We start from the raw sequence: 19,665 nt of genomic DNA on the forward strand, positions 1-19,665 counted from the left end.
AAAAATGCGTGCAGCTTTTGCTACACGCATTTTGTATTATCTACGTTTACCACGACGACCTGTTTGTGATGTAGAGGTGCGGCGTTGCCTAGTGTTAGAACCTTTGTGGCCTCGAGCTTTGTGGGCTTTTGCCTTTGTAGATTGATATGAACTTGTGATTTTAGGTTTAGATGTAGTTTTGTTACGTTTAGGTGCGTTGTTGGCATTGCCCTTAGTTTTGATTTGACCATCTTTGGTATATTTTGTTAATGTTGCTTGAATAGCACGCTCAATACGTCGCAACCAAGATTCATCAGAAGGTGTAGCAAAGGTAACAGCGATACCTGTGTTGCCTGCACGACCAGTACGTCCGATACGGTGAATGTAGTAATCTACGTCGTGCGGTACGTCATAGTTGTACACATGTGTAATACCTTCAATATCGATACCGCGGGCTGCAATATCGGTAGCCACTAAGATTTGTGTTTTTGCTTTTGCAAAATCTCGCAGGATTTGTGTACGACGTCCTTGCGTTAAGTCGCCATGCATTTCTGCAATATTTAGGCCTGCTGCAGTCAATTCATAGGATAGTCTAATAGCGCCTTCTCGTTTGTTACAGAAAACAATTGCCAAATAGGGATCATCTTCTTGAATCATTTTGATGAGTCGAGGTGTTTTGTCCTCTGTGTTCATCATATACACGCGTTGGTCGATAGCCTCTAATGTAATGTGCTTACCTTCAGCTGTAACAGATACAGGTTTAGACATATAAGCTTTTGCAAGATTGCGAATTTTGTCCGGAATAGTGGCTGAGAAGAGAAGTAATTGTCGATTGGCATCTGTTTGACCAATCAAATTTTCTATATCTGGTAAAAAGCCCATGTGGAGCATTTGATCTGCTTCGTCTAATACTACTCGACGAATAGAGTCAAGATGTAGTGAACCGCGTTTTGCATGGTCTAATAAACGGCCAGGTGTACCTAAGATAACATGTGGACGTCTACCCAACTGTTGTAATTGTGATTCGATTGTTTTACCGCCAATGAGTGGCAGAATGTCAACCCCTAAAACAGCGCCCAATGTTTTTGCTTCATCGGAAATCTGTTTAATTAATTCACGTGTTGGAGCAATGATAAGTACTTGTTCTTGATGTACATCAGTGTGAACACGTTGCAAGATAGGTAAAAGGAAGGCCAGAGTTTTACCAGTTCCTGTTTGTGCCTTTGCAATAATATCGTTACCTTTGAAGACGATAGGAATCGATTGCTCTTGAATTGGCGTTGGTTCCTTGATGCCTTGTTTTTGTAAGATGCTAATGATTTCGTCACAAACGCCTAAGGATTTAAAAGATTTCATGTGTCGTCCTTTCTTTAATATATATTATGTTAATTATACCTAATCTAGTAGATAGGGGCAAATCTAACTATGATAAGACATAATTTCGTAAAAATGAAAAATCATGGGGGAGATGCATCTAGTTGAGAATAGTAAGTTGATTAATGAGAACGTAGGATCACTTAATAATTAATTGTTATTAAAATATTGTTTTGATAATGAGAATGGAATTTCATAAAAATGAGAAATAATTAACTGATATTCTCATTTAAATAGCCTTTAGATGATCTTAGACCCTTATATATAGTTATGGGCATAATATTATTGAACTAGATAATATGTGGGGGTTATGAATGGATTGCATAATTAATATTTATACTCTGTATTAATATTTTAGATGAAAAATTGATAATTATTGTTGAAATTGTAAGCTAGTATGATATAATTATTTAAGATATTAATACGCATTATTCATTGGGTGTGTGGTTAATATGAGGTTGTTAGATACAATAATTAGGAGGTGTCGTATGGCTATCAAAAAGTTAAAAGACATGAAACCAGGTGAGTCTGGTCTTATTGTTACACTACATGGCAGTGGCAACGTTAAGCATCGTCTAATTGACATGGGTCTTGTACATGGTACAAAAATCCATGTTATGAAGTTTGCCCCTTTGGGGGATCCGGTGGAAATCAAAGTAAAAAACTTTGAATTAGCACTTCGTAATAGCGAAGCTGGCATGATTGATGTAGAGGTTCAATAGGAGGTTCACATGGCAGAAAAAGGGCAAGTTCGCATTGCCTTAGCAGGTAACCCTAACTGTGGTAAAACTACAATGTTTAACAATATCACAGGGGCGAAGCAACACGTTGGTAACTATGCCGGCGTTACGGTAGAAAAGAAAGAAGGCCATACTAATTTTAATGGTCGTGATTTATTATTTATTGACTTACCAGGTACGTATAGTTTAACAGCACGTTCCTTAGATGAGTTAGTAGCTCGAAATGTAATCGTAAACGATAATCCAGATGTAATCGTAAACGTCCTTGATGCATCTAACTTAGAACGTAACTTGTATTTAGCGGCACAACTGTTGGAACTTGAAAAGCCAATGGTTATTGCTCTAAACATGGCTGACGTTGCTGAAGAAATGGGTATCAAATACGACTTTAAAAAAATGGCTGAATTAACAGGCGCTACAATCGTTAGTACAGTAGGTCGTACAAATATTGGTACAAAAGAGTTGTTAGAAGCAACAATTAGCGTAGCTGCTTCTCAAAAAGCACCTGGTGTAACAGTTAATTATGGTGATTTATTAGAAGGCAAAATTGCTGAACTCGTAGCCGCACTTGAAGAAGCTGGTACAGTAACGTATCCACTACGTTGGATCGCTATTAAATTATTAGAAAACGATCCAGATGTGGTGGAAAAAGTTAAAGGCTTTGCGAATACAGAAGCAGTTCTACAAAAGGCAGCAGCTATCCGTGAAGAAATCAAAGATCAAGTTGATCTTGATATAGTATTCCAAGAATATCGCCATCGTTATGCTGTTGAAGTATATAACCAATCTTTAACACAAGCTCCAAAAGAGATAGAAACACGTTCCGATCGTTATGATAAAATCTTAACGCACCGTATTTGGGGTTTACCAATCTTCATGGTTGTTATGTACCTATTGTTTGCGTTCGTAAACATCGTAGGTGGTATTCCTCAAGGTTGGATCGAGGATGGTTTCGCTGCATTACAAGCTTATGTGGTTCAGACTATTCCAGAAGGCCAACTACAGTCACTTGTATCTGACGGTATTATTGCCGGCGTAGGTGCGGTACTTTCATTCTTGCCATTAATTTTATTACTCTTCCTTGGAATTTCTTTCTTGGAAGATACTGGTTACATGGCTCGTGCAGCCTTCGTTATTGACCGCGTAATGCGCGCATGTGGCTTGCATGGTAAATCATTTATTCCTTTGTTATTGGGATTTGGTTGTTCCGTACCATCTGTAATGGGCGCTCGTATCCTTGATAACTATAAGGATCGAATGGTTACTATTTTGATTACACCATTCATGAGTTGTTCTGCTCGTTTACCGGTATATATCTTATTTGCAAATGCATTCTTCCCGAATGGTTGGGATAGTACATTTGTTGTCTTCTCTGTGTACTTCTTAGGTATTATCTTTGGTGTTATCTTTGCGAAAATCTTCCGTAAATTCATTTTCTCTGGTGAGGCTGAACCATTTGTAATGGAATTACCTCCTTATCACTTGCCTACATTGAAAGCCACTTGGTTACATATGTACGAACGTGCTAAATTGTACATTATTAAAGCCGGTACTTTCATCATGGCCGCATCTATCTTGATTTGGTTCATCACTGCATATCCTATGGATGTAGAATACTCTAAAGATTATGACGCAATGAAAGAACAAGTTGCTCAAGAGTACGAAGTAAAAGATGCAGCTACATTAGCACAATTTGGCATTACTGCAGATGACCAAAAAGAAGCAGTAGATAAAATTGTGGAAGATATGAAATCTACTGTACAAGATGCTACTGATGCTGCTAAGAACGCAGGAGAAGATGAACCTGAAGTAGCTGTAGAAGCTGATTCTGCAGCTCCTGAATTATTCAATAGCATTAAAGACCAAAATGAAAAATTGTTCCCAGCAGCATGGGCAATGTATAAAAATAGCGTTAACTTAGATGCTGAAAATGACAAAATTGATAAAGAACAAGCTGCGGAAAAAATTGAACAATCCTATGCAGCATCTTTTGGTAAAGCTATCAATCCAGTGCTAGAACCATTGGGGTTTGATTGGAAAATGGGCCTATCATTAGTAGCTGGTTTAGCGGCTAAAGAGGTTGTTATCTCTACATTAGGTACTATTTACGCTGTTGGTGGCGATGATCAAAATCCAGCACCGTTGACTGAGTACCTACAAAATGACCCTCATTTCACACCGTTAATTGGTTTGACAATGATGTTGTTTATCTTAATTTACCCACCTTGTTTGGCAACATTAGCTGTTATCAAACGTGAAACAGGTTCTTGGAAATGGGTTGCTTTCATGTTCTGCTATGAAAATACATTTGCTTGGATTGCATGTTTCATCTTCTATAACATAGGTCGCGCATTAGGTTTCTAATCTAAAATCGCTAAATAGGAGAGTTTAGCCACTTTTAGATTCTTTGAACAAAAATGAATTAAAACATTGCGATTTTGTTATAAGTAATTTAAAAATAATACTTGATAATTATCAATATTCGTGGTTAAATGATAATGAGAAAAGGGAAATATCCTTTAGATATTGCTTTTATCTTGTTTATCACTAATACACATATTGTAATTTAGTAGATATTGAGAAAGAGGCATAATAATGGATAATCTTGTTATAGGACTCATAGTTGTTCTAGCATTAGCTTATATTGGCTTTAAAATGTTTAAACAAGTAGGCGGTAAAGGTGGCTGCGGCTGTGGCGGCGGTAAATCTGACTCCGGCAAATCATCTAGTTGTGGTGGAAGCTGCAGTTGTGATGGTTCCAATAAAGCGTTAGGCATTAAACGAGCTGATAAGTAATCAGAACAACACTCAAGTTATTGAATGAGAAGAGGGGTCTCTATAATAGGCTCATCTTTTCAAAATATAGTAAGTAAATTTTTATATATTTAGTAGAAAGGGATATTATCATGTTCAACTTCAACCAAAACAATCTTAAAAACGCTAACTTATTCGCAGCAGGTCTTGCATTGGGTACTGTAGGTCTTAAAGTGTTAACTTCTAAAGACGCTAAAAAAGTATATGCTGGTATCGTAGCAGCTGGCCTTCGCGCTAAAGAAACTGTATTAGAAACAGCTGAAAAAGTACAAGCATCCGCATCTGATGTATTGGCAGAAGCTCAAGAAATCAACGAAGCACGCAACGAAGAAATCTTTGAAGAAAACAAATAATTAGAGGATTGCACATATGTTACAATTTTCTGTAGTAAAAAAACTCAGAAATCGCTTGCATGTTAAGGTAACTGGTCATCACTTTACAGAGGCTGAAGCAGCTTATGTAGAGGATACATTACTCCTTAATGATGCAATTTTAGACGTAACCTTCTACACTCGTAGCAGTCAAATCGCCATTAAACATACTGGCGATGTTGATGCTGTGCGTGAAGCAGTGCTAGGTCTAGGCGATTTAGACTTGTCCGAAGCACCTGCTTTGAACGAATATTCTCCACGCTTGGTAAATAAAAAATACCGTGAAATGATGATCAACCGCACTGCAGTTTACTTAGGTAAAAAAGCAGTGTTGCCTGCACCAATTGCAGCTGCATGGGCTTGGTTTGATGGTATTAAATTTATCGGCAAAGCGATTAAAACATTGTGGCAACGTAAGTTAACTGTAGAAGTACTTGATGGTGTAGCTATTGGTGCTGCATTACTTCAAAAAGATTACCCTACAGCTGGCGCAGTTATGTACCTATTAGGTATTGGCGATATCTTAGAAGAATGGACTCACCGTAAATCTGTATTAAATCTTGCTCAAAGCATGTCTTTGAATGTAGATAAAGTATGGGTTTTGGTTGACGACATTGAAGTGAGTAAGCCTGTTAACGAAGTTGTGGAAGGCGATAAAATCATTATCCGTCAAGGTGAAGTAATTCCATTGGATGGCACTGTAATCGATGGTGTTGTTCTTGTAAATGAAAGCTCCATGACTGGTGAACCAGAAGCAGTTCGTCGCGATAAAGATAGTTCTGTATATGCAGGTACTGTTGTTGAAGACGGTAAAGCTATTGTAGAAGTACGTAGCACATCTAAATCTTCTCGTTACGAAAAAATCGTTAACCTTATTGAAGAGTCTGAACAAATGAAATCTGGTATGGAACAACAAGCATACCGCATGGCAGATAAATTAGTTCCAATTAGCTTTATTGGTGCTGGTTTAACATATTTGTTGACTCGAAATGTAATGAAAGCATTGTCTTTCGTTATGGTTGACTTCTCTTGTGCTCTAAAATTATCCATTCCATTGGCAGTACTTTCCGCTATGCAAGAAGCATCTAAACGTGGTATCACTGTTAAAGGTGGTAAGTTCTTAGAACAAATTGCACAAGCAGATATGATTGTGTTCGATAAAACTGGTACTCTTACAAAAGCAGAACCTGAGTTTGAACAAATCATCCCGTTCAACGGTCATGATGCAGATGAAATGTTGAAATTAGCTGCATGTATTGAGGAACATTTCCCTCACTCCATGGCAAAAGCAATTGTACGCGCTGCTAAGGATCATGACTTGCCTCACAAGGAAATGCACTCCGATGTAGAATACGTTGTAGCTCATGGTATTGCATCTAAAGTCGGTCGCTACCGTGTACGCATTGGTAGTGCTCACTACATCTTTGATGATGAAAAGACAAAAATTCCTGCAGATGAACAAGAAAAATTCAACAATTTACCAAATTCATCTTCCCATATTTACCTCGCTATTGGGGGTACATTAGCAGCGGTTATTTGTATTAAAGATCCTGTACGCGATGAATCTAAACAAGTTATTGCTGATTTACATGCTTTAGGCATTAAAAAGATTGTCATGATGACTGGTGACTCTAAACGCAATGCGCAACGCGTAGCTGATGAACTCGGTATCGATGAAGTGCATGCAGAGGTATTGCCAGAGGATAAAGCAGCTTATGTAAAACAAGCAAAAGCTGAAGGTTATACTGTCATGATGGTAGGGGATGGTATCAATGATTCCCCAGCTATTTCTGAAGCACATGTAGGCATCGCAATGAATGAAGGTGCTCCTATTGCACAAAAAATTGCGAATGTTACTATCTCTTCTGATAATCTACAAGCACTTGTTGACTTGCGTCGTATTTCCTTAGCGTTGATGAAACGTATTAAGGCTAACTACAATGGCATTGTTGGCTTCAATGGTGCTCTAGTAGGTGGTGGCGTACTTGGTTTCATGCCTCCAAGTCAAACTGCTTGGTTACATAACCTATTCACATTGGGTATTGGTATTGAAAGCATGACTCCATTGTTGAAAGAAGAATCTGTAGAAGAAGCTAACGATGTACAAACTATTGATGTTTCCGCTGAATCTACAGTGGCATAGTAACATTATAATTCAATACATTGAGTTAATATGATGTAAATAAAGGACCTCTTATAGAAAATATCTGTAAGAGGTCTTTTTTTGTGGCATTTTCATGATAGGTAGTGTACAATATCAAGTGATTAATTATCTTAGGAGAACGTATATGAACACACTATTAGATATTTGTAAACGATCCCTATATATGAATCTTTTTATTGTGGCAATTCCGGTCATCTCGTATATGATTCATAATGGGTCTAGTGCTGCGGTAGCATTAGTATGGTATTTGCTACTATCCTTATGCATTCCTTGGGCATATTTATCATTTAGAACAAGTACATTCGGTAATGCTAATCGACGGATTAATCGTATTGTCTATGTAGTTGCTTGGGCTGCGATTCAATTTGGAACTTATAAATTGATATTTTTAGGTATGAATTTAGATTGGCTTTGGAGCCTACCAGCTATCGGAAGAGATATAATTTTTCTTGGAGGCATGTATGGTCAGGTTACAGTTATGCTTGTTATAGCTTACTTAATCTCACAGATATTAGGAGGTCAGAATGAATAAACAATTTATTCTGTTTACCTTAATTAGTGCATTTTTTGTAAGTGTATTTACCGCTATTTTACATCAAACGGGTTTAGGATCTCCTTATCTTACATTTCCTGTGTTATCCTTGTTAGTACCTGTAATCTTACAACGTATGCGTCAGGGGCAGTTTAGTGATTTACCTCTTTGCATGAGGTATCATACATATAGTTGGGCTATATTTACGGTTATTAATTTATTTACAACACCATTTAATGTGATGATTGATAATAAGGCTCTTATTATCTTAGTATTCTTAGGTGTCTATTTCTTTACACAAGTATTATTGGAATTGGTCGCTTTATTAATGACATTCTTCTTTAATCGAAATCATCGATGGGGAATTGTTGATGAAGCAATCGATATGTCTGTTTATATTTTGCCAATTCCATTTATTTATTTGGGATCAATTTTTTATATTGACCTTACTAATCCAGTGATGCTAGCTTATTTTGGACCTACAATCAGTTTAAATTCTTTAATTGGCGAATTTGTATTTGTTCTAGTTTCTATGCTAGTATTTGTGTTTTATATGTATCCACGAAGTGGTGAATATAAGGCATCTAGATTGTTGCGTATTATTGTTACAGCGATTATGTTGTTGGCTATGAATGGGCATATATTATATGGTGGATATATTCCTAAATTTGTGAAAGCAATAGCGCCTACTATTTTCCCACTTTATCAAGGTAATCTACTAGTATTTATTACACCTGGATTATTAGAATTTACGTTTATTATCGCGTCTGTACTGATTGGTAAATTAGTAGAGGTGGGTATAATAAAAACCATTGCTAAACGCAAGGGTTGATTTTTATTTCTGGTTTCGACTCATATCCTTAAAGAATGAGAGCGGAGGAGGACTTTTCTATGAATGAAAATGTGAAGGATGGTAACCAACAGGTATCAATCCATGAACAGCAAACTGACACAATGGAGCGTAAGCAGAGCAAGGAACCTGTTAAAAAATCTAGTCTTACATTACGTGAGCTTACCATTGTAGGTTTGTTAGCAGCAATTACAATTATTTTAGGCTTATCTGGATATGGCATTATGGCTTTGGGGCCTTTAAATGTCACAACATTACATGTACCAACCTTGATAGGGGCCCTAGTAGAAGGTCCTAAGGTAGGTGCTTTTGTTGGACTTATTTTTGGTATGTATAGTTTCTGGCAAAACTTTACAGCACCAAATATTTTGTCACCCTTATTTATTAATCCATTGGTATCAGTGTTACCGCGCGTTTTATTTCCAGTGCTAGCCGTATTGGTATATAAATCACTGTGGAAGGTGCCACAAGGACCTCGTTTAATAGTTTCCGCATTCATGGGCACTATATTCCATACATGTATGGTAATGGGATTAATTTATGTACTATACTCCAATATGTTTGCAGAGGCAATGCATCTTTCAGCGGATCAAGTGTTAGGGACTATATTGATTTTGTCTGCTACGCATGGCATTCCGGAGGCCATATTTGCAGGTGTAATTGTAACACCAATTGCATTAGGTTTACGAAAAGCATTGCGTAAGGATGTACAAAAAGTAAAAAAAGAAGAACCTAATGAATCTGTTGAATTGTCTAATTAATGGATTTACTTTTATAGGTGCACTACAATTTATGTTTTACATAGTTTCAATACCTATGATAAAATAATATTAATACAATAAGTATTGAGGAGGATAATCATGGCTAAACGTATTCGTACAATCAACACTGAATCTCTACAAAAAACTGCTAAAACTGGTGGTTGTGGTGAATGCCAAACTTCTTGCCAATCTGCTTGTAAAACAAGCTGCACAGTAGGCAACCAAGTTTGCAAACAAAAATAATAAAAAGGGAGCCGATGGCTCTCTTTTTTGTTATGATTACATTACATAATGTATATGGTATATATTTATGAACACTTTCAGCACGATATACTAAAAATGTGGTACAATTATCTAGAAAGTTCTATATAGTTTAGTTCTTTCACATACACACAATTTGGAGGTACCATGTTAGAATTAAAACCAATGATCCATAAGTTTCGGATGAAAGATAACTACTATTGTTTAGATGTAAATAGCGGTATCATTCACGTTATTGATGAACTCATTGATAAAGTATTAGATATATATGATGGCACGAATCGCGATGCGGTTCATGCTACTTTAGATAGCTCTCATGATCCTGTAGAATTGAATGAAATCATGGATGAATTAGATGAGTTAATCGCTGCAGAGCAGTTATTTGCGCCTATGAGTACAGAGTTTAAACTTGTAGTTGGTGAGAAGCCAATTGTTAAAGCTTTATGTTTAAATATTGCACATGATTGTAATTTAGCTTGTAAATATTGTTTTGCTAGCCAAGGTGATTACGGTGGTGTAAAACGAGAATTGATGAGCTTTGATGTAGCTAAACGGGCTGTTGATTTTCTTATCCAAATGAGTGGTTCTCGTCAGCATTGTGAAATCGATTTCTTTGGTGGTGAACCTCTTCTTAATTGGGAAGTAGTAAAACAAACAGTAGAGTATATCGAACAAGAAGCTCCAAAATATAACAAGATTTTTAAATTGACATTAACTACGAATGGTATGTTATTGAATCAAGAGAAAATCGATTATGTAAACGAACATAAAATGAGCTTAGTATTGTCTTTAGATGGTCGTGAAGATGTACATAATGCAATGCGCCCAGTAGCTGGTAGTGGAGCTAACTCTTATGAGTATATTGCTAAAAATCTTGTAAATGCTGTAAAGCAACGTCATGGTTTAGAATATTATGTACGCGGTACATATACACATAAGAATCTTGATTTCACTAAAGATGTATTGGCTATGTCTGATTTAGGCTTTGAACACTTATCTATGGAGCCCGTAGTTGGTGAAGAAGGCGATTATGTACTTCGCGAAGAAGATTGGCCAACGCTTGAGAAAGAATATGAAAAATTAGCAGATATATATTTGCAACGCCAAAAGGACGGGTGGGGTGAGAAATTTAATTTCTTCCACTTCCGTATGGACTTGTACCGTGGACCTTGTATGGCAAAACGTTTGCGTGGCTGTGGGGCTGGTCATGAATATATGGCTGTCGTGCCAAATGGAGATATTTATCCATGTCACCAATTTGTAGGCAAAGATGGTTATATACTTGGTAATGTATATGAAGGTTTAAAAAATACTGAAATTCCAAAGGATTTCCGTAATACACATGTATTTACAAAACCTACATGTGCTGAGTGTTGGGCTAAATTCTTCTGTTCTGGTGGTTGTCACGCCAATAATATTACATTAGGTGGCGATTTAGAGACACCTTATGAATTTGGCTGTCGTCTACAAAAGAAACGCATTGAATGTGCTATCATGATTCAAGCTGAACTTGAGCAAGCTGGCATTGATGGTAGTATTCCTGTAGCTTTAGGATAAATAAGTTATAAATATTGTTATACTTTGTGTAATAGGAGCCACTATGGACACTAGATTGGAAGACAAACAAACTAATGAACGGTGGGGAATTCGATTTACAGGTATCGTACAAGGGGTCGGATTTCGACCCCTTGTTTCTATGTTGGCCCATCAATTAGGTATTAATGGATTTGTATTTAATGATGGTTCCGGTGTATATGTTGAGGCTCAAGCTGATAAAGATACATTACAATTATTTGTGGATATGATTCAAGATGAACAACCGCGATTATGTCGTATAACCCATGTCGGTATTACACCTTTGGAACCTACTGACTTAGAATGTAATGAAAAGGATGCTTTTGTCATTGCACCATCTCCTCTTGGAGGGACCGTTAACACTTTCATTAGTGCTGATACATCTCCTTGTGATAAGTGTTTAACAGAGATGAAAGAGCAGGGGCGCCGTCATGACTATCCATTTATCAATTGTACAAACTGTGGACCTCGATATTCTCTTATCAAATCTATGCCTTATGATAGAGAACGAACTACAATGGCTGATTTTACAATGTGTGAATCTTGTCATACTGAGTATGTAGATGTAATGGGGCGTAGATATCATGCGGAACCAAATGCATGTGCAAATTGTGGTCCCAGTTATCGTTTGTTAGACCGTAACGGTCAGCTGTGTGCTGTGGACAATTGTTTTGATAAAGCGAGAGAATTAATCGCCAGTGGTGCGATTATAGCGCTAAAAGGCATTGGGGGCTATCATTTGGTGTGTGATGCTACAAATGATGAGGCTGTAAAAACTTTGCGTGAACGAAAACAAAGAAAAGATAAACCTCTTGCTGTTATGGCGGGCTCCATTGATATTGTAGAGGACTTTGCTGTTGTTAGTGATGGCGACTTAGATGCGCTGGCAAATATGGCAAGACCTATCGTGCTGTTAGAGAAAAGAGATAGATCGACATTATCAATTAGTAAATTTGTAGCGCCAGATAATCATATGATAGGCGTAATGTTACCTTATGCACCTATTCATTATGTATTGGTGCCCTCAGATGGGGTATGGGTAATGACAAGTGGCAATGCTAGTGGCGATTCTGTTATTTATAAAGATGAACCTGCACTTTCTAAATTACAAGGGATTGCAGACTATTATTTGATTCATAATCGTCAAATTTTTGCACCTGTAGATGATTCGATTATATCAGTTGTGGAGGACAAACCTCTTTTGATTCGTCGCAGTCGTGGGTTTGTACCTGAGCCTATTCATTGTGAATCGTTGTCTAATAAATCTGTATTAGCAATGGGGAGTGATTTAAAAAATACTTTTGCCATGAATAAGGGGCAAGAGGTTTTAATGGGCCCGCATATTGGTGATTTAGCGAGTCAGTCCACGCATGACACCTATGAGTGGACCATAGAACGGTATGAGCAGCTATTTGATGTAAAACCAGAGGCTATAGTTATGGATAAACATCCTTCTTTTTTCTCATCCAATTATGGTCGAATCTTAAGTGAAAGGCTCAATATTCCAACTATAGAAGTACAACATCATCATAGCCATATTGCATCGGTTATGGCTGAATATGATTTAAAATATCCCGTATTGGGGATATGTTTTGATGGTACTGGTTATGGCGATGATGATACTATATGGGGCGGCGAGTTTATGTTGTGTTATGGCGCTGAATACATGCGCGTAGCACATATTCACGGGGCACCACTTCCAGGTGGTGAGAAGGCTGTCTTAGAACCGTGGCGCCAAGCTTTGTGGTATATACGAAATTATTATGGTAAGGATATACCAGAGGTTTATAAAGAGTGGACTGGTAATCTGCCTGTGGGATGGGAAATTCTTGATAAAGCACTACAGTCTGATATGCCGATGATGATGACCACTAGTGTAGGCAGGCTATTTGATGCGATTGGCTCTTTATTGGGGTTGGGGAATATTCACACCTTTGATGCACAAATCGCCATCGCTTTAGAGTCTAAATGCGGCGACGAAAAAGGCCAATTATTAGATTTTAATTATGATGGGCAAGTTTTGGATTTGATACCTACCGTACAACAAATTATGGATGGCTATGTGCATGGTGAAAGTGTAGCCTCCTTGGCTGCAAGCTTTCATAAGACGCTAGCTATTGCAATATGTGAAGTAGGTGCTGATTTATGTGAGCGCTATGGCATTGATGATGTATGTATCAGTGGTGGTGTATTCCAAAATCGTAAATTATTGAATTTGTTACAACATAAATGGCATCATGGCAATTTATATGTTAATAAAAAGGTTCCCTGTAATGATGGGGGGCTATCATTAGGTCAATTATGGATTGCTCATCATACATAATATAAAGTGTTCTAGGTTACAGAAATTCATCTTCTAATTGTGATACAATAACTATATTGAAAATATTCAAATTAATGATAACAAATATAAGTTTAATTTTTATTAACTAGAGGAGGGTATATGTGTTTAGCAGTACCAGCACAGTTAATCTCTATTAATGATGCCATTGGCACCGTAGAGTTAACCGGTGCAACGCGCGATTGTAGTTTGCTTCTTGTGCCAGATGCAAAGGTGGGGGACTGGCTGTTAGTTCATGCCGGTTTTGCCGTTCAAATTGTAGATGAAGAAGAAGCGAAGGCAACGCTAGATGCCTTCCGGGAGTTGGAAGAACTTGAAGAAGCTTACTTTGCAGGAAAAACAGAAAACAGCTGATGCCTTATTGCATCGCATTAATGAACTTCATACACCTGGTGAACGGGTGAGAATTATGGAGGTCTGTGGTACACATACAGTATCCATTTTTAGAGAAGGATTGCGTCAATTATTACCAGCAGGTATTGAATTGGTGAGTGGACCTGGATGTCCTGTATGTGTAACAGATCAAGTTTACATGGATAAGGCTTTAGAATATGCCAAACGCGATGATGTCATCATTGCTACCTTTGGTGATATGTTAAAGGTACCAGGTAGTTATAGTAGTCTTAGTGAGGCACAGACACAGGGCGCACATATTCATATTATCTATACACCTTTAGAGGTATTAGAATTAAGTAAACAGAATCCTGATAAGCATATTGTGTTTCTAGCTATCGGCTTTGAAACGACGATTGCCGTAATCGGAGCTACTGTGAAAGCCGTAGCTCAGGCAGATGTGAAAAACGTATTCTTTTTGGTTTCTCATAAATTAGTACCGCCTGCATTGCGTGCCTTATTAGATCGACATATAGGGCAAATTGATGGTTTTATCTTGCCAGGGCACGTAAGTGTTATTATTGGGGAAAAACCATATGAATTTTTGCCAAATGAATATAAAATACCTTCCTGCATTGCTGGATTTGATGGAATTGAAATACTTTCAGCTATCGTCAATATTTTGGAACAACGACAAAGTGGGCAGTTTAAAGTAGGCAATACTTATCATTCGGTGGTTATGAAGGAGGGTAATCCGGTTGCTGTGTGTGTGATGAACGAAGTGTATGATGTATGTGATGACACATGGCGCGGAATTGGTGTAATTCCAAGTTCAGGACTAACATTGAATGAGGCGTATTCCTTTTTGGATGTAGAAAAGGTCTTGCCTATTCAGTTAGAAAAACCTTCTATGGATCCAAAGGGATGTCAATGTGGTAGTGTATTACAAGGCTTAATCAAGCCTAATGAATGTCCATTGTTTGGTAAGGCTTGTACACCTGATCATGCGGTAGGTGCCTGTATGGTGTCCGTAGAAGGTAGCTGTGCAGCTTGGTATAAATATGGTTTTTCCAGCGGTGGATTAGCCTGGGAGGATTAGATGGAACGAGTTCGTTTAGTTCATGGCAATGGTGGCCGTTTTAGTCACGAATTGACAGAACGATTTATATTAAAATATTTTACCAATGATTTGTTGGCACCTTTACATGATGGAGCTCAATTTTCTGTTCCTTCTGGTCGTATGGCTTTTACTACTGATTCCTATGTAGTACAACCTACCTTTTTCCCTGGTGGTAATATAGGCAAGCTTGCTGTATGTGGTACGGTTAATGACTTAGCTATGAATGGGGCTATTCCGCAATACCTTAGTTGTGGGCTTATTATAGAAGAAGGGCTACCTTTTGATGAATTAGAGCTAATTCTCAGTACCATGGCTGATATGGCTAAGGCTGCTAATGTACAAATCGTTACAGGTGATACAAAAGTTGTTAAAAAGGGCGAAGTAGATAAAATTTATATTAATACCTCTGGTATTGGAATGATTCCTGAAGGGATTAATATAGGGCCTAATCGTGTGAAACCTAATATGGATATCATAGTATCAGGTTCCCTTGGAGACCATTCCATAGCCGTCATGGGTGAACGTTTTGGCCTTGAATTATCAGATACGATTCAGACGGATTGTGCACCGCTAAACCATATGGTTCATGCTGTCCTTCAACAGGTGGGTTCACAAGTTGCATTGTTGCGTGATCCTACGAGAGGTGGTTTAGGTACCGTATTAAAAGAGATTGCAGAACAAAGCCAAGTCGGCATTAAGGTAAACGAATCTCAACTTGTTATTCATGATGAGGTTCAGTCTGTTTGTGATATTCTTGGCTATGATCCGTTATATTTAGCTAATGAAGGTAAATGTATTTTTGTGGTGGAGCCAACGGTGACGAATCAAGTATTAGAGATACTACATAGTTATCCTGAAGGTCGTGAAGCCACTCATATAGGAAAAACTATGGATAAGAATATTGGTAAAGTTGGTTTACAAACATCCATAGGTGGTGTTCGGCTTGTAGATTTGTTAGGCGAAGATCAAGTGCCAAGAATCTGTTGATTGCTTTATTTTAGTGATTAGTGTATAATTTTTTTAAAAATACATAGTTAAAAATTAAATTGTGTAAAACTCACAATAAACTCATTGTACTTTTATATAATTTTATTATCTTTAAGTATAAGTATTTATACTTATACTAGAAACTATGTATAGAATTTGTTAAAATATAAGTATCTATTAGGAGGCTTATCATGAAAAAGAAAATTATGACTGCTGTACTAGGGATTTGTTTGACTACGACTGCATTTGGTGGTGTTTTAACCACTCAAGCTGGTGGCTTGAGCAGTATTCTTGGTGGCGCTGCTAAAATTGGTGGTGTCGGCATTTTAGTAAGCAAATTTGGTCCACAAATTGACTCTTTCCTAAATAAATTACTAAAACAAAATAATTTAAGTACTGAATATACTACAAAGGTTGTTCCTATTGTAAGTATTGGTACTAAAGGTTATATTGGTGCTGCGCAAGTAACTGGCCCTGCATCTAGTATTGAACAAGTTAAAGCTGTTGCTCAAATCGAAGGTAGCTTTAATGGTATGGTTCGCGTTAAAGGTTTAGTACCTGTAGATAGTACAAATCCAGTTGGCGCTTCCCGTGTTCAAGGTGTAGGTGTATCTGCGCTTATTGATTTGAAAATTTAATGGCCACTGAGATACTTCGTTAGAGGTACTCAGAAAATAAGCACGGTCTTAGGCCCGTGCTTATTGTGCTGTTTAACGTATACGTCCTATAGGGGATTAGTTTTGGAGGATTATATGAAGAAGCAAGTACTTACACTTTTGATGGCATCTTTGTTGACAGGCACAGCGTTTGCTGCACCTGGTACAGTAACGGAAAAAACACAAGTATTGGAAACCACTGTATATGGTGCACCTCAAGATGGTGCCGTAGTAGATCGCATTAACCAATTAGATGAAACAGTGTATGGTAACGGATTCTCTGGAAATAGTGCGACATTAAGTAAACGTGTGGATTCTTTATATGATTCTGTAGAAGGTAGTGGTACTAGTATTTCCTTACGTGAAGAAATGGATGCTCTTGAATATACTTATCAAAATAGCATTAACGACGGATCTCTTGTAGAACGTGTTGAAAAAATGGAACGTAGCGTTAATGGTAGAATTGCAAATGGTCCATTGAAAAAGCGTATTATCAGTTTGAAAACAAAGGTGTATGGTAGCAATGTAACGCTTACAAATCAAGTCGGTACATTAGCATCTGACCATGTGTTCAAAGTAATCCTCAATGATGCAGTATCTACAAAAACAAGCCATGAAGGCGATGTAATTAAATTTACTGTTGCTGAAAATGTAATGGATGGCAATGTTTTACTCGTTCCAGCTGGTACTGTTGGATCTGCAACGATTACTACTTTGAAAAAAGCACGCTCCTTTGGTCGCAATGGCGCACTAGATATTACTTTTGACTCTGTTCCTGCTATTGATGGCACAGAATTTACTGCTATCCAAGGCAATGAAGCAAAAGAAAAGACAAAAGGTGAGATTAAGGCTGCTGGTGCATCTATTGCTGGTGCTGTACTATTAGGCCCTGTTGGTCTTGTAGGTGGTGCTTTTATTAAAGGGAAAAATATTGATTACCCAGCAGGATCTACTGTATTCATTCAACCGCAAGATTCTGTCTCCATTCAAGGTCTTGTTATTGGTGGTGATGGTTTAGCTCATAGTGATGATGAGTTAGCTGATGCGGTTACTGTACCATCTACAAATACAAATGAAAGCATAGTAGATGATTCTGCAGATAGCCCTAATAATGATGTAGTTGGAAATGATGTCGATGCAGAAGATACTTCAGAGGAAGACGTGGAAGATACAAATGATACGGTCGAAAATGTATCCCAACCAATCGTTGTAGTAAAACGTAACTAATAGAGGAGTTTAGTGACCATGAGGAAACAAAGAATACAATGGCTCGTGGCAGCATGCTTGCTTTGTCTAGCCCAGCCAGCATGGGCTGCTTCAGAATCAATTACATATCAAGATAGTTTGGATAGTATATCTGAATCTTATGCAGGTGAAATTCAACAGCCGTCTACACCTGAACGCAGCAATATTCGTGTTGTTCGTCGTGGTGCTTCACCGATTACTGCACCGACAGAAAAGTTACCAACTCGTGTAGATGCAGATAAGATGACATATTCCGGTAGTACTGGCGATGTAAATGCTTTTGGTAATGTAGTGGTTACTCAAGGTAATCGCACATTATTAGCTAATCGCATTACTGGTAATACTAAGACTACAGAGTATAGGACTGCAGATGGACCATATCGCTATTTGGAAGATGGTGGTAAAACAAAAGATCTTACTGGTGATGTTATGACCTATCGTACTAGTGATCAACATTTTGATGCAGGTCATACACAAGGCTGGTCTGATCCGTATTATGTGAAGGGTCAAAACTTATCTTATGATGGGCAAACTGGTTCCATAGAGAAGGGTATGATTACGTCTAAGCATGCCATGGCATTTAAGCATACACCTGATTACCGTATTGAAGGTGAAGACATTAAAATCTATCCTGGCGATAAGGTAGTAATTCAACATCCAAGCTTTTACATCAAGAATTTTAAACTTTTTAGCTTGAAATCTTATACAAAATCTATACGTGGAGATAAACAAGGTAAAGTAAGTGCATTTTCTATTATGCCTCGTCCTATTTATAATAGTGATGATGGGTTTGGATTACGTGGTAATGCTGATATTCCAATGGGAAAATCCGGCGAAGCCTATTTTGATTATAAATGGTATTTCAAATCGGGATTTAAGCCGCAAATAGGCTATCGTCATTACCTACCTTGGGGGACTGCATCTATCGGGTATAGTAAAGTATCCAATGAATACAATGATGAAACTGTATGGGTAGAAAAAATCGGCGAATTACGTCTTGATACACATACGTACCATATTGGTAAATCTCCATTTACTGCACGTGGTGAAACAAGCATTGGTTATTGGAAAGAAGGATCTGTAAAGGGGGTCCATAAGGACTATAAGGTAGAAGTATCTCATGATCCTATCACCATTTGGAAAGATGGTACTTTGCGATTCTTCGGCGGTTATCAACGCGATTATTATGGCTATGATAAGTCGATACGTAGCATGCCGTACTGGGGCGCTCAATTCCGTACAGCTGTAGGACCTAGAGTTAATGCGTGGGTATCGTATAATCAACGCAATATTAACTATAACAACTCGCCATATCGCTTTGATAGTACAGAGCTTCCTAAGGAGCTCATCTATGGTGGTTCCTTTAAATTGACACGTCTCGATGATATTTCTGTGAGTGTTAAACAAAATATGATGAGTGGCGATGTGGATTCTATCTATTACACATACCATCGTGATTTGCACTCCTTTGATATGTATTTAACATATAAAGATTCTCATAAAAATAACAATAACCAATGGAAAATCAAATTCGTTGGTAAAGATTTCTAAGGAGCATACAC

At 37.7% G+C, this 19,665-nt stretch carries 18 protein-coding genes; 17 read left to right on the forward strand and 1 reads right to left on the reverse strand.

All coding sequences use genetic code 11. From position 1 onward, the window contains the following. Nucleotides 1–36: 36 nt before the first annotated feature. Complete coding sequence (locus tag VEI_RS02940; protein ID WP_059361836.1) at nt 37–1,335, reverse strand: DEAD/DEAH box helicase; 1,299 nt, start codon at nt 1,333–1,335, stop codon at nt 37–39. Between the two features lie 506 nt (nt 1,336–1,841). Here VEI_RS02940 and VEI_RS02945 point away from each other — a divergent pair. The 17 genes from VEI_RS02945 to VEI_RS03025 all read left to right on the forward strand — a co-directional run bounded on the left by VEI_RS02945 (nt 1,842) and on the right by VEI_RS03025 (nt 19,654). Then, on the forward strand, nt 1,842–2,075 hold the full coding sequence (locus VEI_RS02945) for a FeoA family protein (RefSeq protein ID WP_005376797.1): 234 nt from the start codon (nt 1,842–1,844) through the stop codon (nt 2,073–2,075). 9 nt (nt 2,076–2,084) lie between these two features. Beyond that, complete coding sequence (feoB, locus tag VEI_RS02950; RefSeq protein ID WP_059361837.1) at nt 2,085–4,457, forward strand: ferrous iron transport protein B; 2,373 nt, start codon at nt 2,085–2,087, stop codon at nt 4,455–4,457. Nucleotides 4,458–4,688: 231 nt separating this feature from the next. Next, nucleotides 4,689–4,889, forward strand: coding sequence for a FeoB-associated Cys-rich membrane protein (locus VEI_RS02955; RefSeq protein WP_059361838.1), 201 nt, complete (start codon nt 4,689–4,691; stop codon nt 4,887–4,889). A gap of 110 nt (nt 4,890–4,999) precedes the next feature. Continuing rightward, a complete protein-coding gene (locus tag VEI_RS02960; RefSeq protein WP_005376730.1) occupies nt 5,000–5,260 on the forward strand; it encodes a DUF6110 family protein in 261 nt (86 codons plus the stop codon). A gap of 16 nt (nt 5,261–5,276) precedes the next feature. Then, the gene (locus VEI_RS02965) at nt 5,277–7,421 is read left to right on the forward strand and encodes a heavy metal translocating P-type ATPase (RefSeq protein WP_059361839.1); all 2,145 of its coding nucleotides are present in this window, start codon (nt 5,277–5,279) and stop codon (nt 7,419–7,421) included. 145 nt (nt 7,422–7,566) lie between these two features. Next, nucleotides 7,567–7,974, forward strand: a complete 408-nt coding sequence (locus VEI_RS02970; RefSeq protein ID WP_059361840.1) for a hypothetical protein — start codon at nt 7,567–7,569, stop codon at nt 7,972–7,974. Continuing rightward, the gene (locus tag VEI_RS02975) at nt 7,967–8,806 is read left to right on the forward strand and encodes a hypothetical protein (protein ID WP_059361841.1); all 840 of its coding nucleotides are present in this window, start codon (nt 7,967–7,969) and stop codon (nt 8,804–8,806) included. The genes VEI_RS02970 and VEI_RS02975 overlap by 8 nt, the downstream gene beginning before the upstream one ends. Nucleotides 8,807–8,865: 59 nt before the next feature. Then, entirely contained in the window at nt 8,866–9,585 is a 720-nt protein-coding gene (locus VEI_RS02980) for an ECF transporter S component (protein WP_059361842.1), read from the forward strand. A 99-nt stretch (nt 9,586–9,684) separates the two neighbouring features. Continuing rightward, a complete protein-coding gene (scfA, locus tag VEI_RS02985; protein WP_004693318.1) occupies nt 9,685–9,828 on the forward strand; it encodes a six-cysteine ranthipeptide SCIFF in 144 nt (47 codons plus the stop codon). Nucleotides 9,829–9,993: 165 nt separating this feature from the next. Beyond that, complete coding sequence (gene scfB, locus VEI_RS02990) at nt 9,994–11,403, forward strand: thioether cross-link-forming SCIFF peptide maturase (protein WP_059361843.1); 1,410 nt, start codon at nt 9,994–9,996, stop codon at nt 11,401–11,403. 43 nt (nt 11,404–11,446) lie between these two features. Beyond that, nucleotides 11,447–13,744, forward strand: coding sequence for a carbamoyltransferase HypF (gene hypF, locus VEI_RS02995; protein ID WP_059361844.1), 2,298 nt, complete (start codon nt 11,447–11,449; stop codon nt 13,742–13,744). Between the two features lie 120 nt (nt 13,745–13,864). Continuing rightward, nucleotides 13,865–14,116 carry a HypC/HybG/HupF family hydrogenase formation chaperone gene (locus VEI_RS03000; RefSeq protein WP_059361845.1) on the forward strand — a complete coding sequence of 84 codons (252 nt, stop codon included), beginning with the start codon at nt 13,865–13,867 and terminating at the stop codon, nt 14,114–14,116. Then, the gene (gene hypD / locus VEI_RS03005) at nt 14,076–15,194 is read left to right on the forward strand and encodes a hydrogenase formation protein HypD (protein WP_059361846.1); all 1,119 of its coding nucleotides are present in this window, start codon (nt 14,076–14,078) and stop codon (nt 15,192–15,194) included. The genes VEI_RS03000 and hypD overlap by 41 nt, the downstream gene beginning before the upstream one ends. Then, on the forward strand, nt 15,195–16,202 hold the full coding sequence (gene hypE, locus VEI_RS03010; protein ID WP_059361847.1) for a hydrogenase expression/formation protein HypE: 1,008 nt from the start codon (nt 15,195–15,197) through the stop codon (nt 16,200–16,202). It begins immediately after the preceding gene. A gap of 191 nt (nt 16,203–16,393) precedes the next feature. Next, the gene (locus tag VEI_RS03015) at nt 16,394–16,840 is read left to right on the forward strand and encodes a hypothetical protein (RefSeq protein WP_059361848.1); all 447 of its coding nucleotides are present in this window, start codon (nt 16,394–16,396) and stop codon (nt 16,838–16,840) included. A 114-nt stretch (nt 16,841–16,954) separates the two neighbouring features. Then, a complete protein-coding gene (locus VEI_RS03020) occupies nt 16,955–18,085 on the forward strand; it encodes a hypothetical protein (protein ID WP_059361849.1) in 1,131 nt (376 codons plus the stop codon). An 18-nt stretch (nt 18,086–18,103) separates the two neighbouring features. Then, nucleotides 18,104–19,654 carry an LptA/OstA family protein gene (locus VEI_RS03025; RefSeq protein ID WP_059361850.1) on the forward strand — a complete coding sequence of 517 codons (1,551 nt, stop codon included), beginning with the start codon at nt 18,104–18,106 and terminating at the stop codon, nt 19,652–19,654. Nucleotides 19,655–19,665 lie beyond the last annotated feature (11 nt).

This window comes from Veillonella tobetsuensis (assembly GCF_001078375.1).
In the GTDB taxonomy this organism is placed as follows: Bacteria; Bacillota; Negativicutes; order Veillonellales; family Veillonellaceae; genus Veillonella; species Veillonella tobetsuensis.

What these genes read in the sequence shown, in the direction of transcription:
- VEI_RS02965 (WP_059361839.1), top strand. Translation starts at nt 5,277, where the DNA reads ATGTTACAATTTTCTGTAGTAAAAAAACTCAGAAATCGCTTGCATGTT.
- VEI_RS02945 (WP_005376797.1), top strand. Translation starts at nt 1,842, where the DNA reads ATGGCTATCAAAAAGTTAAAAGACATGAAACCAGGTGAGTCTGGTCTT.
- VEI_RS03015 (WP_059361848.1), top strand. Translation starts at nt 16,394, where the DNA reads ATGAAAAAGAAAATTATGACTGCTGTACTAGGGATTTGTTTGACTACG.
- VEI_RS03025 (WP_059361850.1), top strand. Translation starts at nt 18,104, where the DNA reads ATGAGGAAACAAAGAATACAATGGCTCGTGGCAGCATGCTTGCTTTGT.
- VEI_RS02955 (WP_059361838.1), top strand. Translation starts at nt 4,689, where the DNA reads ATGGATAATCTTGTTATAGGACTCATAGTTGTTCTAGCATTAGCTTAT.
- hypE (WP_059361847.1), top strand. Translation starts at nt 15,195, where the DNA reads ATGGAACGAGTTCGTTTAGTTCATGGCAATGGTGGCCGTTTTAGTCAC.
- VEI_RS02960 (WP_005376730.1), top strand. Translation starts at nt 5,000, where the DNA reads ATGTTCAACTTCAACCAAAACAATCTTAAAAACGCTAACTTATTCGCA.
- VEI_RS03000 (WP_059361845.1), top strand. Translation starts at nt 13,865, where the DNA reads ATGTGTTTAGCAGTACCAGCACAGTTAATCTCTATTAATGATGCCATT.
- hypF (WP_059361844.1), top strand. Translation starts at nt 11,447, where the DNA reads ATGGACACTAGATTGGAAGACAAACAAACTAATGAACGGTGGGGAATT.
- scfA (WP_004693318.1), top strand. Translation starts at nt 9,685, where the DNA reads ATGGCTAAACGTATTCGTACAATCAACACTGAATCTCTACAAAAAACT.
- VEI_RS03020 (WP_059361849.1), top strand. Translation starts at nt 16,955, where the DNA reads ATGAAGAAGCAAGTACTTACACTTTTGATGGCATCTTTGTTGACAGGC.
- VEI_RS02970 (WP_059361840.1), top strand. Translation starts at nt 7,567, where the DNA reads ATGAACACACTATTAGATATTTGTAAACGATCCCTATATATGAATCTT.
- feoB (WP_059361837.1), top strand. Translation starts at nt 2,085, where the DNA reads ATGGCAGAAAAAGGGCAAGTTCGCATTGCCTTAGCAGGTAACCCTAAC.
- VEI_RS02980 (WP_059361842.1), top strand. Translation starts at nt 8,866, where the DNA reads ATGAATGAAAATGTGAAGGATGGTAACCAACAGGTATCAATCCATGAA.
- VEI_RS02940 (WP_059361836.1), bottom strand. Translation starts at nt 1,335, where the DNA reads ATGAAATCTTTTAAATCCTTAGGCGTTTGTGACGAAATCATTAGCATC.
- VEI_RS02975 (WP_059361841.1), top strand. Translation starts at nt 7,967, where the DNA reads ATGAATAAACAATTTATTCTGTTTACCTTAATTAGTGCATTTTTTGTA.
- scfB (WP_059361843.1), top strand. Translation starts at nt 9,994, where the DNA reads ATGTTAGAATTAAAACCAATGATCCATAAGTTTCGGATGAAAGATAAC.